Annotated in this window: 13 protein-coding genes; 6 read left to right on the forward strand and 7 right to left on the reverse strand. The window is 66.0% G+C overall.

Annotated features, from left to right (window positions below):
- Window positions 1-41: 41 nt before the first annotated feature.
- On the forward strand, window positions 42-590 hold the full coding sequence (locus ACPPVQ_RS15950; RefSeq protein WP_426516117.1) for a hypothetical protein: 549 nt from the start codon (window positions 42-44) through the stop codon (window positions 588-590).
- 337 nt (window positions 591-927) lie between these two features.
- Here the strand turns inward: ACPPVQ_RS15950 and ACPPVQ_RS15955 are convergent, their stop codons facing one another.
- Together ACPPVQ_RS15955 and ACPPVQ_RS15960 are read right to left on the reverse strand one after the other, a co-directional pair.
- Window positions 928-1,446: a hypothetical protein gene (locus ACPPVQ_RS15955; RefSeq protein ID WP_426516118.1), complete on the reverse strand. Its 519-nt coding sequence runs from the start codon at window positions 1,444-1,446 to the stop codon at window positions 928-930.
- A 405-nt stretch (window positions 1,447-1,851) separates the two neighbouring features.
- Window positions 1,852-4,383, reverse strand: coding sequence for an MMPL family transporter (locus ACPPVQ_RS15960; RefSeq protein WP_426516119.1), 2,532 nt, complete (start codon window positions 4,381-4,383; stop codon window positions 1,852-1,854).
- A 74-nt stretch (window positions 4,384-4,457) separates the two neighbouring features.
- Here ACPPVQ_RS15960 and ACPPVQ_RS15965 point away from each other — a divergent pair, with 74 nt between their 5' ends.
- The 3 genes from ACPPVQ_RS15965 to ACPPVQ_RS15975 all read left to right on the forward strand — a co-directional run bounded on the left by ACPPVQ_RS15965 (window position 4,458) and on the right by ACPPVQ_RS15975 (window position 7,213).
- On the forward strand, window positions 4,458-5,036 hold the full coding sequence (locus ACPPVQ_RS15965; RefSeq protein ID WP_426516120.1) for a TetR/AcrR family transcriptional regulator: 579 nt from the start codon (window positions 4,458-4,460) through the stop codon (window positions 5,034-5,036).
- A gap of 516 nt (window positions 5,037-5,552) precedes the next feature.
- Window positions 5,553-6,995 carry a glycosyltransferase family 2 protein gene (locus ACPPVQ_RS15970; protein ID WP_426516121.1) on the forward strand — a complete coding sequence of 481 codons (1,443 nt, stop codon included), beginning with the start codon at window positions 5,553-5,555 and terminating at the stop codon, window positions 6,993-6,995.
- Window positions 6,992-7,213: a hypothetical protein gene (locus tag ACPPVQ_RS15975; RefSeq protein ID WP_426516122.1), complete on the forward strand. Its 222-nt coding sequence runs from the start codon at window positions 6,992-6,994 to the stop codon at window positions 7,211-7,213. The genes ACPPVQ_RS15970 and ACPPVQ_RS15975 overlap by 4 nt, the downstream gene beginning before the upstream one ends.
- A 177-nt stretch (window positions 7,214-7,390) precedes the next feature.
- On the opposite strand, the gene ACPPVQ_RS15980 is transcribed toward ACPPVQ_RS15975, so the two are convergent.
- The 4 genes from ACPPVQ_RS15980 to ACPPVQ_RS15995 all read right to left on the reverse strand — a co-directional run bounded on the left by ACPPVQ_RS15980 (window position 7,391) and on the right by ACPPVQ_RS15995 (window position 11,816).
- Window positions 7,391-8,521 (reverse strand): hypothetical protein, encoded by a 1,131-nt coding sequence (locus ACPPVQ_RS15980; RefSeq protein WP_426516123.1) that lies wholly within the window; start codon window positions 8,519-8,521, stop codon window positions 7,391-7,393.
- 48 nt (window positions 8,522-8,569) lie between these two features.
- The gene (locus ACPPVQ_RS15985) at window positions 8,570-9,721 is read right to left on the reverse strand and encodes a S1C family serine protease (protein WP_426516124.1); all 1,152 of its coding nucleotides are present in this window, start codon (window positions 9,719-9,721) and stop codon (window positions 8,570-8,572) included.
- A 239-nt stretch (window positions 9,722-9,960) separates the two neighbouring features.
- Window positions 9,961-10,668 carry a response regulator gene (locus ACPPVQ_RS15990; RefSeq protein ID WP_426516125.1) on the reverse strand — a complete coding sequence of 236 codons (708 nt, stop codon included), beginning with the start codon at window positions 10,666-10,668 and terminating at the stop codon, window positions 9,961-9,963.
- Window positions 10,665-11,816: a sensor histidine kinase gene (locus ACPPVQ_RS15995; protein ID WP_426516126.1), complete on the reverse strand. Its 1,152-nt coding sequence runs from the start codon at window positions 11,814-11,816 to the stop codon at window positions 10,665-10,667. Before ACPPVQ_RS15995 ends, ACPPVQ_RS15990 begins: the two co-directional genes overlap by 4 nt.
- 214 nt (window positions 11,817-12,030) lie before the next feature.
- Here ACPPVQ_RS15995 and ACPPVQ_RS16000 point away from each other — a divergent pair, with 214 nt between their 5' ends.
- Window positions 12,031-12,672 (forward strand): hypothetical protein, encoded by a 642-nt coding sequence (locus ACPPVQ_RS16000; RefSeq protein WP_426516127.1) that lies wholly within the window; start codon window positions 12,031-12,033, stop codon window positions 12,670-12,672.
- A gap of 151 nt (window positions 12,673-12,823) precedes the next feature.
- A complete protein-coding gene (locus tag ACPPVQ_RS16005) occupies window positions 12,824-14,011 on the forward strand; it encodes a metallophosphoesterase family protein (RefSeq protein ID WP_426516128.1) in 1,188 nt (395 codons plus the stop codon).
- Here the strand turns inward: ACPPVQ_RS16005 and ACPPVQ_RS16010 are convergent.
- On the reverse strand, window positions 13,975-14,760 hold the full coding sequence (locus ACPPVQ_RS16010) for a CDP-alcohol phosphatidyltransferase family protein (protein WP_426516129.1): 786 nt from the start codon (window positions 14,758-14,760) through the stop codon (window positions 13,975-13,977). The two genes, ACPPVQ_RS16005 and ACPPVQ_RS16010, sit on opposite strands and share 37 nt — an antisense overlap.
- Between the last annotated feature and the right edge of the window lie 14 nt (window positions 14,761-14,774).

The following is a 14,774-nucleotide window of genomic DNA, read 5'->3' on the forward strand; positions in this document are numbered from 1 at the left end:
GCGGAGTCGAGCCCGCACGTCCAACCGACGACGGAGACGCCGTGCTCGATATTCGCGCGAATCCGGACATTATGATGCAGTTCACGCAGGCTCTCGTCGATAGCGGCTTTGAGCCGGATGGCGAGGATTGGCGTGGACACCAACATCGATGGGTGAACGAGGATCACGGCCAGATCGATATTCTGCTTCCCGAAGGAATAGGCGACCGCGCCAAGCGCGTCGGAGTTCGCGGCGGCACCGCCCTCGAGACACCCGGTGCTCAGAACGTGCTCTACCGCGCCGAGGCGCTCGAGGTCTCGCTGAATGGCGAGGTCGCGACGATATTTCGGCCCAACCTGCAGGGAGCGCTGATCGCAAAGGCATACGCCTACGGTCTCGTCAACGACCCGCTGCGACAGCGGCACCTGCTGGACTTCGCCGTCCTGTCAGCAATGATTCGAATCTCAGATCACGTTGGGGAAAAGCTCCAGCGCAAAGAGAGGACCAAACTGTTCACCGCGTACACCGCTGCACTAGGAGACCCACTGTCCTTGAGCATCGACGATGCGCAAGGCCTCCAACGTCTCGCGGCGGCGGCCTGGAACACCTGATTGAAACGAAGCGCCGCCGGGCCATTCGGGGCGCCCATATTTGTGCTCCGCACCGCACAGCAGTGGTGAGGTCCGGTCGTCCCCCGGAACGCGTCAAGACTCATGACAGATCCCTGGAACGTGTAAAAAAACACGCCTGAAATTTACACGTCGAGCTATCGTGTCAAAACCTTTGCAATTCGGAATCGCGATCCAAACGCGCACTCGGTCACAGACGAGGCTCCAAATAGGCCTATAGCGTCGCCTTCAAAAAGACTCTCTCGAGCCGACGGCTACGAGTACCGGAAGGCCCGCAAGTCGGTGACGCCGGAGAACAAATGACCCACATCAGATGCTCTCAATGCAAGTCAGGCTTCCGTTTCGGTGTGACGTAACCGGGCGCAGCACGTACCCAATTGAGGACCACCTTGATTGCGGCGACGTTGTACTCCTCCACAGACGCGGCAGTGTTCCCGACGCTCGTGAACGGCAAGAGGGGGGTGTACCTCCGTCGCCTACTTGCGCCACGCCAGACCACTACGGCCAGTTCCTTCGGAATGCGCTCTATCGCCAGTCGGGGAATTCGCCGCGACCACAGGGTCCCACGAACGATCAATACGTCGCTCTTGCAAACGACACCCGTGAAGAAGATTGCGCGCCATGCAACGTATGCGCTCCCCAGAAGGATTAGCACGCCGGAGGTCATCCCTCCTACGGTTGGGCTTTCTATTGCGCTGGCATGGATCGCCGCGGCCGCGACCACACCGGTCGGGATGAGCATCCCGAACCGGTACAGCGGGTGGGGCCAAAGTCTGATCTGGTCAGAAGTATCTGTAGCTGCAGACGAATCGTTCTCAACCTCAAGGGAATCGGCCACGTGTCAAACCTCTCCCAACCGATCGAGTTGTGTCGAATCAGCTTCCGCGGGCGAAACCCGTTTTCGTCAAATGCTGCCACATGGAGCGCGGCTCAGATGCGAATTGCTGTGGCGTCTCTACTCATCACCCGCTACCAGAGGTCCCGATCTATCCCGCGTGCCCACGGATTGCACACACTTGAGGACAATCCAACGAGATCGTAGTGATCTCTATGAGTTCAAAAGGCCCGTAATTCCGCGGATTTTCGAGGAAAGTGTCGCTCTGGCGCGGGACTCGAACGGAACGGCTCGCTCCACTTGGATCCGCCGCCGAGCCAAGTCCACATTGCGGACTTCGAGCGCCGCCACCTCACCCCAACGCAAGACCGCGGCGACAAGCTGGCCGCGAGGCCGATTCGATCGCTGCTACCTGAGTGGCGCGCCGTGTGGGGTCGATAAGACCCGATCCAGCACCAGCTCAGGGGTGGGCGCCGGCGCCGCGTGGTGGTGGCGCTCGAGGGCGGCGCCTTCGACGTCGACATTCGGGAGGATGCGGTCCAGCCACTTCGGGAGCCACCAGGCCGAGCGGCCCAGCAGGTGCATGAGCGCTGGCATGAGCAGCATGCGCACGACGAACGCGTCCACGAGTACGCCGAAGGCGAGGCCGAAGCCGATCGAGCGGATCATGGTGGAGTCGCTGAAGATGAAGCCGCCGAACACCGAGATCATGATCAGGCCCGCCGCGATCACGACCGACCGGCCGGCGCGGAAGCCCTTCGCGACCGCGAGGCGCGCCGGGGCGCCGTGGACGTAGGCCTCCCGCATCCCGGAGGCCAGGAAGAGCTGGTAGTCCATCGCGAGCCCGAACAGGATCCCCACCAGGATCACCGGCAGGAAGCTCAGGATCGGCCCGGTGTGGATGCCGAGCTGCTCGGCTCCCCAGCCCCACTGGAACAGCGCCGTGATCGCGCCGTAGGTGGCGAAGAGCGACAGGATGAAGCCGCCCGTCGCGATCAGCGGCACCAGGATCGACCGGAACACCAGGATCATGATGAGAAGCGACAGGCCTACCACAACCGTGAGGTAGAGCGGGAGGACGGCCGCCAGGTTCGCGGAGATGTCCTGGTTGATCGCGGTCTGGCCGGAGACTCCCAGCGTGTATTTCCCGTCGACAGCGTCGAGGCCGCGCAGTGCGGTCACCAGGTTCTCGGTCGAGACGCTGTTCGGGCCCTCCTTTGGAACGACTTGGAACGCGAACAGGGTGCGGTCGCCGGAGACGGCGATCGGTGCGACGGCGACGACGTCCTTCTGGTCGGCGAGCGTGCGGGCGATGTCGAGCTGCGCGCCGGTCACGTCGTCCTTCGCGACACCGTGCTCGGCGGTCGCCGTCACGAGCAGCGGGCCGGTCGCGCCGGCGCCGAACGCCTTCTCGGTCGTCGTGAACGCCTCGTACGTGGTCGAGCCGACCGGCTCGGAGGAGCCGTCGGGCAGGCCCACGCGCATCGACAGCGCCGGGATGGCCACGATCAGCAGGGCCACCACGGCGCCGACCGCGGTGAGGACCGCACGCCACGTCTTCATCGGCTTGGCCTTGGTGTCGTCGTGGTGCACCTGGCCCACGGTGGCGCGGGCGCGGCGGCTCAGCACGCGGAGGCCGAGCAGGCCGAGGAGCGCGGGCGTGAGGGTGACGGCGATGAGCACGGCGAGGATGACCGCGATCGCGCCGACCGTTCCCATCAGGCCCAGGAATGGCACGCCGGTGACGTTGAGCGCGAGCAGGGCGACGACGACCGTCGTGCCCGCGAAGACGACCGCGTTGCCGGAGGTGCCGTTCGCGAGCCCGATGGACTCCTGCGGCTCGGCGCCCTCCAGGAGCTGCTTGCGGTGCCGGTTGATGATGAACAGGGAGTAGTCGATGCCGACCGCGAGGCCCAGCATGATCGCGAGCACCGGCGTGACGGAAGCCATGTCGACCACGCCAGAGAAAGCCAGCGAGCCGAGTGCGGCCACGGCGACGCCGAACAGGGCGGTGACGAGCGGCAGGGCCGCGGCGATAACGGAGCCGAGCACGACGAGCAGGACGATCGCGGCGAACACCACGCCGAGCGCCTCACCGACGCCGACGATCTGTGGAACGCCCTGGGCGATGTCGGTCGAGAACGACACGGTGACGCCGCCCACGGGCGTGGCCTGGAAGTGGTGGATGACGGCCTGCTTGGATGCTTCCGACAGCTGCAGTCGCGGCTTGGTGAAGGCGACGTTCACCAGCGCGGTGGAGCCGTCGGAGGAGACGAGGCGGATGCCGTCGGAGAGCTTCAGCAGCTCGGCGCCCTGGTCGAGCTGCTTCTGCTGCGCGGTGAGCTGCGCCTGCTGGGTCGCTAGCTGGGCGAGGCCGTTGTCGATCGTCTTCTGCTGCGCGGCGAATTGCGCCGGGGCCGCTGCGGCCTGCGCGGCGGGAATGCTCCCCTGCGGCGCGTTCGCGAGTTGCGCCTTCGCGGCGTCGAGCTGCGCCTGGCCGGCGGTCAGCTTGGCCTTCGCCGCGTCGAGCTGGGTCTGCCCGTCGGTGAGCTGCGCCAGACCGGCGGTGAGCTGGGTCTGCCGCTGCGCACGCTCGGCCTCGGTGGCGAACGGGTCGTTCACGCCGGAGACGTCGGGCAGGTGCGTGCCGTCCGCGACGAGTGCGCTGATCTCCTTCTTCTGCGTGGCGGTCAGGGCGGAGCCATCGTTCGTGCGGAAGACGACCGTGCCCGACGCGCCAGCGTAGTCGGGCAGCTTGGCAGAGAGCTCGTCGACGACCGCTCCGGCTGCCGTGCCCGGGATGTCGAACGACGACGTGAGGCCCTTGAAGCCCACGATGAAGCCGACCACGACGATGCCGAGCACCGCCAGCCAGGCCACGATGACCGTCCAGGCGCGGCGCGCGGAGAACTTTCCGAGGCGGTAGAGCAGTTCGGCCATGACGGTCCCTTCGATGATCCGTAAAAGATAATACGCAACGGTCCGTCTCGTTGAATGTAGATATGCTGTGAGCCATGTCCGAAGGCCGAAGGGGCGCAGCCCGCAGCGAGACGGCAAGGCTCGCGATCCTGGAGGCGACGGCAGCGCTCTTCGCCGAGCGCGGCTACGACCACCTCAGCATCGAGGGCATCGCGACGCGCGCCGGCGTCGGCAAGCAGACCGTCTACCGCTGGTGGCCAGGCAAGAGCGCGCTCATCGCCGAATGCCTCCTCGAAGGGATGCTGCTGCCCGAGCGGTTCGCCATGCCCGACACCGGGGACCTCCGGGCCGACGTCGTGGCCTGGCTGACCGAGGTGGAAGCCGTGCTCGAGAGCCCCACGGGAGAGGGACTGTTCCGCTCGCTGATCGCCGCGGCCTCCGAGAACGTTGACGTGGCGCGTCGCCTGCGCGAGTCGCTGGCGGATCCTCGCCTGTTCCTGCCCCGGCTGCTGGCGGCGCGCGACTCCGGCGAGGTACGGGCCGACCTTCCGGTGGAGGAGGTCAGCGAAGCGCTCGTCGGCGCCGTGATGCTCCGCGCGCTCGCGCACTCGCCGGCCGACCCCGGCCTCCCCAGGCGGCTCGTCGACCTCACCCTCGGCCCCCGCCCCAGCTGACTGCTGGGAGGCAGTTGGGGCGGCAAAGCGCATCGGACGCTCGTGGGTGATCGACCAGCTTGAGGTCAACCAGAAGCCGGCGAGCAGTCGGCCACTGAGCCCAGTGATGGCCCGCCTGCTCATCAGCGCAATGTCCGATGAACTGCTGCATTCTTGGTTGCGATCACGCGAGGTGCGTGCGGTGGACGTCGCCGCGCATGCAACGTCGACCGATTCCTGCGCGACAACCTCCTATTCGATTCAGACGCGCCCAATGTACGTCTCCACGTGGTCGAAGACTTGCCGGGGGGACTGTCAGAAATCCACCGCTTCACACATCCAAGGCGGTCGCGGCATGATTAGCACGACAACTGTGGCCCCTTGGAATCGAGTCAAATGGAGCGGAGAACCGATAGGCGCACTCATTCGCGCCCGCGTCGAGCTGGGCGTAGGCCGGCCACGCCACCCGTCAGCGATCGTTCCGCCGCGAGCAGGGAAACGTGCGATTGCTTCCCAGGATCGCGGAGGTGATTACTCATGAGATTTGAACGCTGGGTGGGGGTGATTTTGATTTGCCTAGCGTTGCTCGGCGCGGGCCTGGTGGGTCTCGTCGCCTTCGTCAGTATCGAGAACCCCACCGCTTGGGAGAACCCGACCACGACGACGATCCTCGGGTTCTGGGAGCTGGCCTACTCGACCGCGAGGCCGCCCTTCGGGGTGGTCGTCGCAGCCGCGGGCTTCGCCCTTCTGGTCGCCGCGCTGGTCGCGCTGCTTGGGCGCCGGATCTCCAGGAATGCCCACGAAAGCGACGATCCTACGCGGAGGCCGTTGGCACCAAAGCTCGTCATTGCTGAATCGCGTGGCGTATACGCAGGACCGGTCACGGTGACAGTGCTGATCCCGGCTCACAACGAAGCGGCCTGCATCGCCGAGACGATTGCCTCGCTGCGGTCTCAGTCCCACAAACCGGCGCGGATCATCGTCGTCGCAGACAACTGCACCGATGACACGGTCCGTATTGCTCAAAGGGCTGGCGTAGATGTGTTCGAGACGGCGGCCAACACAAAGAAGAAGGCCGGTGCCTTGAATCAGGCGCTGCCGGCCGTGCTTTCAGGTCTGGGTGACAACGACACGGTGATGGTGATGGACGCCGACACGACCTTGCAGCAAGGCTTCCTGGACGCCGCAGTCCGTCGGTTCACCGACGATCGAACGCTCATGGCGGTCGGAGGTCGCTTCTTCGGGGAAGAAGGAGCAGGTCTTATCGGCCAGTTCCAGCGCAACGAGTACACCCGTTACGCGCGCCAGATCTCACGCCGCCGTGGCCGCGTGTTCGTGCTCTCTGGCACGGCCTCGATCTTCCGCTCTCGGGCGTTGCGGACCGTGGCTGCCGAGCGGGGGCTAGCCATTCCCGGCGTAGCGGGAGAGGTCTATGACACCCTCGCTCTGACCGAGGACAACGAACTCACGCTGGCACTGAAATCGCTGGGCGCCCTGATGACCTCTCCCGCAGAGTGCAGCGTCGTGACCGAGTTGATGCAGACCTGGCATGCTCTCTGGGTTCAGCGGCTGCGATGGCAGCGGGGAGCCGTCGACAATCTCGGCACTTACGGCATGCGGTCGACTGTGATGCGCTATTGGGCGCAGCAGCTCGGCATCGGCTATGGGGTGGTGGCCATCGCTGCGTACCTCTTGCTGATTCTGCTCACCCTTCTCTCGTTCGACGTCTGGGTGTGGTTCCCGTTTTGGATCGTGATAGGTGCGATCTTCGTCCTCGAGAGAGTCGTGACGGTGTGGCGCGGTGGCTGGCGTGCGCGCCTCCTCGCCGCTGCCCTCTTTCCAGAGCTCGCCTACGCGGTCTTTCTCGACCTCGTCTATGTGAAGGGCATCGTGGACATCGCCATGGGCCGCGAGGCCAGTTGGGGGAATGTGACTCAAACACCGTCACCGAAGGTCGCGAGACAAGAGGGGCCGCGATGAACGCGCAGGTGCCGGCGGGGCTAGTGCTACCCGCGGAATTCCTCAGCTCTCCTTACTTCCAGTTCCTGGCGGCTTTCGTCGCCATCAACACCATCATGTATGTCGCGCTGGCCGTCGCATCGATGCTGCCGAAAGTCCACCTCGGCATTCGGGTAAGTCGACGAGGCCGCGGCCGCGAGAACCGGAGCATTCATCCCGATGACCACTTCGATCAATGAGCAGGTGATAACGCGGTCTCTGAAATGTGCGCGCCGGGTATTGATTCAAAAGGCCCGTAATTCCGCGGATTTTCCAGAAAATTTCGCTCTGGCGCGGGTCTCGGAGGGACTTTTAATCCGCGGGTCTTGGGTTCGAGCCCCACCGGGCCCACCCAGTAATGAGCTGTTGCATGATTATCACCGCGGACGCCACTCCTGGCCGCCGCCACGATGCCACGCAACGCTCTCCTCTTCGAGGATGTCGACGATTCCGGGTTGAAACCACCACGTCTCGTCCGGGCTCCATCCGGCGATGAGCGATGCGGAATCCCCGTCGACGGGCACCGGCAGGCCCGCAGCCTGCAGATAGGCCGCGGTGCTCAAATGCACGCCGTCATAATGCTCCCCCACAGAGGTCCAGTCGGGAATCACCCACGCGCCGATGCGTCCGGTCGCCCGGTACCAGTCGTGCCGACGCGACGCGGTGAGATTGAGCGGGAAACGACGACATAGCTCTGCCCAATCGTCCGCAGTGCTGATCTCGTAGACGCGCGCACGCCGGTCGATGCGCACCGGCCGAGCCTGCGCCTCCTCCCACCCCATCGAATCTTCAACGAGATGCAGGCCAAGCGGCCCGGCAGCTCCAACACTTCGGGTCGTAGTGAACGAAGCCAGAGGCACGAGCGGAGTGGACCACCACGAGCCGGAGAAGCTCGCTTTCGGGTCAGACGGGCGGTCACGACGAGCTTGCTGCTCCTCGGCCACCGCCTCCGCACGAAAGGCGCGAATGTCCGGTCGCACAACTCGTGGAGCGTCGTGCAGGCCGAAGTCGAAGTCGACAACCCATTGATCGGACCGATCAATCGGAGCATCCCACCACTCCGTTCCCGGTCGGCTCACCAGGACCTCAGCGGCCCGCTGCAGGGCCGGCTGCAGGATCGGGAGGGCGCACAGGAAGTCTTCGCCGTCGGGCTCCTGCCAGTATCGGGCTGAGCTCACGGTCTCCTCGAGCACGTCGGACGGACTGATGAGTTCTGCGAGGATCGGCGCGTCCAGGAGTGCTGCAACCAAGTCATTCGCGCTCTCGATGCGCGGGATCTCCGGTTCGGGAAACCTGGCCGAATCACCGGTCGCACCCTGCGCGCTGGCTTCGAACCGGAGGTATGCCCGACCAGCGCCTAAGGATGGATCGAGTTCAGCGGAAAGTTCCATGACCGCGTTGAGGAGCGTCGCCTCGAGTTTCTGGTCGCCACTCGAGGCGGCCGCTACAAATAGTGACGCCCTTCGCCCGCGCGGTCCCCTCAGCAAAGCATCGGCATCCATCGTCACGGGCTCACCCTACCCGGCCGAATCAGTTCCCTCGATGAAGGTCACGCGCTAGGCGACCGGGCCGCGCGCGAGGGTGACTGCGGCGGTGTGGGAAGCGCCCGATGAGTCAGTCCAGGTGAGGTTGACGTGTTGCCCCGGTGCGAGACCACCGAGCGCGGCCGTGAGGTCCTGCGCTGAGGCGATCGTGCTTCCGTTCACCGCAGTGATCGTGTCGCCCGCGGTCAGTCCAGCCGTTGCGGCCGGGGTGCCGTCGATGACTCCGGCGATGGTCGCGCCGGAGGGCCCCGTGGCATCGCTCGACGACGCGATCTGGACGCCGAGGAAGGCCGGATAGCCGATGGTCACGGTGGACGAAGCGTGGCCTGCTGTGATCTCTCCGGCGATGCTGAGCGCGCTCTCGATCGGGATCGCGTAGCCGGCGACCGTCGATCCACCCTCCTGGGCGGCGCTGTCGATACCGATGACCTCATCGGCGGAGTTGAAGAGGGGACCGCCGGAGTCGCCCGCCTGGATGTCGGCATCGGTCTCGATGAGACCGTTCAGCGTCTCTGAGGCAGTGGTCTGCTCGGCCTGGGTCGTGATGGTCTGATCGAGCGCCGTCACCGTCCCGGGAGAAGCGGAAGGGGTACCGCCCGTGCCACCGGCGTTGCCGACACCCGTGACGGCGTCGCCGACGGCCACATCCGACGACGTGTCGAGGTGGGCTGTGCTGAGGCCCGAGGCATTGCTCAGTTGCAGGACCGCGATGTCATCGGTGGCATCCGTGCCCACCACGGTGGCCGTGTATTGGGCGCCGGTCGATACGACGGTGACACTGATGCTGGTCGCGCCCTCGACCACATGGTTGTTCGTGAGGATCTCGCCATTCGAGCTCAGCACCAACCCGGTGCCTGCGCTCTCCGCCTGGTCGTAGGTGAGCTCTGAAGTGATGTCGACGACGCCGACCTCCTGCGCGGCAGTCGCACTTGCAAGACCGGAGGATCCTGCGGAGCCGGAGGAGGAGCCGCTGCCGCCGTAACCGTACCCGCCGTAACCGTAGCCGCCGCCGTAACCGTAACTGTTGCCGTAGCCATAGCCGAGGGCGTTGTGGATGTCGCCGGACACGCGCGACGTCGACGCCGCAAACGCGGAGCTGGAAGTGGAGGCCGTAGCGGCTGACCCGACCGCGGAGCCGACGACGACTGTTGCGACGGCCGCCATCGACAGAATGGCAACGCGCCGACGCCGACCGCGCCGGACACCGGCACGTGCCCGGCCGGGCTCCCCGTCACTCTGATCGATCCCAGTACGTGCAAACGCCCCATCAACGGTATCCATGGCTCTTCGTCCTCTCAGCTTCATGCTTGGAGCCACAGCACACCCCAGGTAAATGAGAAGTTGTCATGGGCGGCATATGTCCGCACTGTGAAAAACCCAGAGACCGCCGAGAAGCAGCGTGATCAGACCGGACGGTGGGACGAGCCGGCAGAGCCGGGCACGTCGGCCTCCCTGCCGACGAAGCCATACTCGTACGCGTAGATCACTGCCTGCACGCGATCGCGAAGCCCGAGCTTCATCAGCACGCGTCCGACGTGCGTCTTCACCGTCGTCTCGGAGACGACCAGAGCGGCAGCGATCTCCGCATTGGTCAGGCCCTGCGCCAGGAGGTGGAGGATCTCCCGCTCCCGGGCGGTGAGCATGTCATACCCATCTGACTTGCGGGAAGCCGCGGGGGCATGCTGAAGGAAGGTGCTGATCATCCGTCGTGTGACACTCGGAGCCAGGAGCGACTCGCCAGCGTGCACCGACCGGATGCCGGACACGAGCAGTTCCGGCAGCACGTCCTTGAGAAGAAAACCGCTCGCGCCCGCCTGCAGCGCGTCGAAGACGTACTCATCCATGTCGAATGTTGTCAGCATGAGGACTTTCGTCGGCGCGTCGACCTCCCCGTCTGAAACGATCTTCCGCGTCGCTTCGATGCCGTCGATGCCCGGCATGCGCACATCCATCAGCACGATGTCCGGGCGCAATGCGCGTGTCTGCGCTACGGCGTCCGCCCCGTCGACCGCTTCGCCGACCACGTCGAGGTCGGGTTCGATCTCCAGGATCAAGCGGAATCCGCGCCGCACGAGCGCCTGGTCATCCGCGATGAGAACACCGATCGTCACGAAATGCCCTCCGGATGCATCGACCCGACCTGTTCCGGGAAGCGGGCGACGAGCTCGAATCCCCCTTCCGAACGGGGGCCCGCGTAGAGTGTCCCGCCGTAGAGCACGACACGTTCTCGCATGCCGAGCAGGCCGTGACCGGGCTCGAGGTCGTGCTCTACCGCGCGGCCGTCGTCGCGGATCGTGATCACCAGCCCGTGCGCATCCGAGATGTCGACCTGCACGTGGACAGGATCGACGGCATGCCGCAGCGCGTTCGTGAGGCCCTCCTGGATCACGCGGTACGCGGTCAGGTCGAGGCCGGCCGACAACTCACCCCTCAGACCGTGCATCCGTAGCTCCACCGGAAGTCCGGCATCGCGGAACTTCCTGATGAGCGGATCGAGTTGCGCGAGCCCTGGGGCGGGCTGCCGGTCCGAATCGTCGTCGCGGCGCAGCATCCCCACCATCCGCCGCATCTCATTGAGTGCCTCCCGGCCGACCGCCTCCACCGTCTCGAGAGCCTGCCGTTCGGTCGCCTGGTCCGTCTGGAGGCGCCGCCGCACCGCGGAGGCTTGCACGGTCATGACGCTGACGCTGTGGCCGATCACGTCGTGGAGTTCGCGGGCGATGCGGTTGCGTTCCTCGGCGACAGCGCGGGCCTCCCGCTCATTGCGTGCCGTCTGTCGCTGGCCCGCGTGCTGCAGCTGGGTGCGCACGAGCGACCCGATCAGCCACGCCACCACCCAGGGAGAGATCCAGGCGAACTGCTGAACCCGCTCCAGGAGCGTGGTGACCGTCGGGTCGAAGCCGTCCCATACCAGCCACAGGAGCGCAATGAGCACGAGCCCCCACCATGAGCGCCGCCGGTCGACGTACCGGCCGACCGAGTATGCGGCGATCGATGGAGCCAGTGTCACACCGAGGCCCTCGGGCGAACCGAACAGCGCGAACTCGATCGTACACACGATGACGATCGCGGCCAGGCAGACGAGAGGGGCGATCCGCCGTAAAACCAGAAGGAGTCCCGCCGCGACGTACACGGCGGCCTCGGTCCACACCGGCCCCTGCTGGTGGGTCGCACCCGCACCGAAGACGGCCTCGGCCACCCCCAACGCCGCGACCACAACCGCGATCGCGATGTCGAAACCCCAGCTTCGGAGGCGCACGAGATCAGAGTAATGCCGCGCGACTCATCGACGCATCCTTCCTCGGAACGACCCGCCGTCGTCATCTCGAAGGACGACAGCCACGACCCGCGAGGTCGAATCATGACGGCCCGGATGAGTCGAAGATCGTCAGCGGTCACGACGCGGCGGATGCCGGCCCGCTCCTAACCTGCATTGCATGCCCTACCCGGGGCGCACAGTCCAAGGAGGAAAAATGTCCACATCTCTCATCCCGCGCTGGGCCGGAATCGGTCTTCTCGTGTATGCCGTCGGCACCCTGGCGGCGGCCATGTTCACGGGATCGCCCGGTGGAGAGTATTCCGCAGCAGATGTCGCTGCGTACACCGCGCCCGGCCATGCCCCGACCGCTCTCGTGCTCTGGTACATCGCGGCCTTGAGTGCTCTCGCCCTCGTCGTCTTCGGGGCCGGCATCCGGAGGCTGCCGGCGATGGGCCGCCCGCTGTCGGCACTCGCCTCGATCGGCGCCGCGGTCAGTATCACGGGCACCTGGCTTGCCGGCGGAATCGCAGTGGGCATGCTCGAAGGCGGCAGCGCCGTGCGGAGCGGGGTCGCGGCTCCGGTCGTCTACCTGTTCACTGAGATCGGCCACGCTATGTCCATGTGCGGCCCAGCGATGTGCGTCGGCGTCATCGGGATCGTGCTGGCTGTGCGCGGCGCTCTTCCCGTGTGGCTGCGCGTGGTTTCGGTGATCGGTGGGGTGTGCGGAATCCTCGCCCCGTTCTTCTTCACATTCTTCCTCTACGTGTTGTGGGTGGTCGTGCTCGGCGTCGTGATCCTCGCCACGCGACGTGTGCCCGCGGTCCCTCGCGTCGAGAGCGCCGCATCCATCGTGTGAGCGGGGCGGATGCCGCGGGTGCCGTCAGGCTCGCGGCATCGTCGCGCGTTCACCTGCTTTTCGGCACCGGTTCACCGCGATGTTGCCTGGCGTCCCTAGCGTCTGAGCTGGCAGCGGAGTCGCCCAGACCCGCCCGTTCAGAAGGATCGGTATGCGCTCTCGGACTCGCACAATCTCGTTCATCGCCGCCGGCGTCGTCGCGGCGACGTTCTTCAGCGCGGCGGCCGCCGTCGCCGCGCCCCTCATCGACAATGGCTGGCCATACAACACTGCAGTGAAGGCCGATGACGCGAAGACCTATACGCTCGCCGCGGTCGGGGACATCGCTTGCGAGCCTAATGACAGCGAGAACGCCGCCAACCCGTCTTCGCTCAAGTGCGGCAGCCCGACACTCGGCGGTTACGACGCCGAATTCGCGACCGCCAAGCAGACCGACGCGATGAAGCCGGACGCGGTCGCGCTCCTCGGCGACGAGCAGTATCAGGTCGGAAAGCTGAGCGACTTCGAGGGCTCCTTCGAGCAGGCCTGGGGTGGCCTCAAGTTTCTCGAGCGGCCCGCCCCCGGGAACCACGAGTACTACTCGTACGCGAAGAAGGGCGATAACGAGGCCGGCCAGAACGGCAACGGATACTTCGCCTACTTCAACGGCCACGACCAGAGCGGCACGCCGAACACCTCGGGCCAGGCCGGCGTCGACACGGGCGACAACCAGGGCTGGTATTCGTACAACCTCGGCAACTGGCACATCATCTCCCTCAACGCGGAGTGCAACTCCGCCGCCTTCAGCAACGACTGCTCGACGACTGACGGCGGGCTGCTCGCGCAGGAGACCCAGTGGCTCGCCGACGACCTGAAGAACAACCAGCAGCAGTGCACCATCGCGTACTGGCACCAGCCGGCCTTCAGCGCAACCACGGCCTCCACGGCGACCGTGCCGGCCTCCGCGCCGGGCGCCGGTGGCCAGGAGGGCCAGATGACGGATGCCTGGTGGAGCCTGCTCTACGCGAACCACGCGACGCTCATCCTCAACGGTCATGAGCATGCATACGCGCGGTTCAAGCCGATGGACCCCGCAGGCCAGTACGACCCCAAGCGCGGCATCCCGGAGTTCATCATCGGCACGGGTGGCGAAGCCCTCGACACCCTCGCCACGAACGCCGACGGAAGCTACGCGAACCCGAATGTGGTCACCGCCTACAACCAGGGCTACGGGACGATGAAGCTCACGCTCAAGCAGCACAGCTACTCGTTCTCGTATGCCCCCGCATTGCAGGCCGCCGGGCTCAGCGCGTCAGCCCTCGACTACTCCGACTCCGGCTCGGGCAGCTGTAATGGCTGAGCGGTAAGCGTTCCGCGCGGGATGCCGCGGGGTGCCGTCACAGCGTCTCTGAACGCCGAGTCCGCCCTGCGCCCGCGCGCCAGCCAGACGACGTCGCGTCCGAACGATTCGACGAGCATCCCGAGCGCCACGACGACGAGGACGACGTCGATCCCGGGGAGCAGACCCGACGCTGCGACGGTCAGTGCGATGCCCTGCACCGCCGTCACGACTTTGCGCCAGTACCGAGGCGGAAGCGAACGGCGGAACCACGGCACGAACCACCCGACCATGACGAACGCGTAACGCATCAGGCCGATCGCCAGCACCCAGATGCCCATGGTCTGCGCGACGTAGGCGCTGAGAACGAGCAGCAGGAAAGCATCCACTTCCATGTCGAAGCGGGCGCCGAGCGCGCTCGACGATGCGGTGCGTCGCGCCACCCAGCCGTCGACAGCGTCCAGCGCGAGGGCCGGCACGGCGATGCAGACCAGCAGGGCGACCGGGATCGTCGCGGCGAAGGACGCGACGACCAGGCCGGTGATCAGCCCGACGAGCGTCGACCGCACCGCCGTCACGATGTTCGCCGCGCCGAACCGGTTCGCGTTGCGGCGCTGCAGCCCGCGCAGCAGCAGGGCGTTGGAGACCAGCATGTATGCGAGTGCTGCCGGCCACCCGATCGCGGGCAGCGGGATGATCGCCCAGACCAGCGCCACCGTCACCGTCCCCGCGAGCGCCGAACCGATCGGGGCGAGTTGAACTCTTGTCACAGCTGTCTCGTGTC

Origin of the sequence: Leifsonia sp. McL0618, from assembly GCF_049994905.1 — a bacterium.
Lineage (GTDB): Bacteria > Actinomycetota > Actinomycetes > Actinomycetales > Microbacteriaceae > Diaminobutyricibacter.

Coding starts and splice junctions, on each gene's coding strand:
- ACPPVQ_RS15985 (WP_426516124.1), bottom strand. CDS start 9,721: ATGGCGGCCGTCGCAACAGTCGTCGTCGGCTCCGCGGTCGGGTCAGCC.
- ACPPVQ_RS15960 (WP_426516119.1), bottom strand. CDS start 4,383: ATGGCCGAACTGCTCTACCGCCTCGGAAAGTTCTCCGCGCGCCGCGCC.
- ACPPVQ_RS15975 (WP_426516122.1), top strand. CDS start 6,992: ATGAACGCGCAGGTGCCGGCGGGGCTAGTGCTACCCGCGGAATTCCTC.
- ACPPVQ_RS16000 (WP_426516127.1), top strand. CDS start 12,031: ATGTCCACATCTCTCATCCCGCGCTGGGCCGGAATCGGTCTTCTCGTG.
- ACPPVQ_RS15965 (WP_426516120.1), top strand. CDS start 4,458: ATGTCCGAAGGCCGAAGGGGCGCAGCCCGCAGCGAGACGGCAAGGCTC.
- ACPPVQ_RS15970 (WP_426516121.1), top strand. CDS start 5,553: ATGAGATTTGAACGCTGGGTGGGGGTGATTTTGATTTGCCTAGCGTTG.
- ACPPVQ_RS16005 (WP_426516128.1), top strand. CDS start 12,824: ATGCGCTCTCGGACTCGCACAATCTCGTTCATCGCCGCCGGCGTCGTC.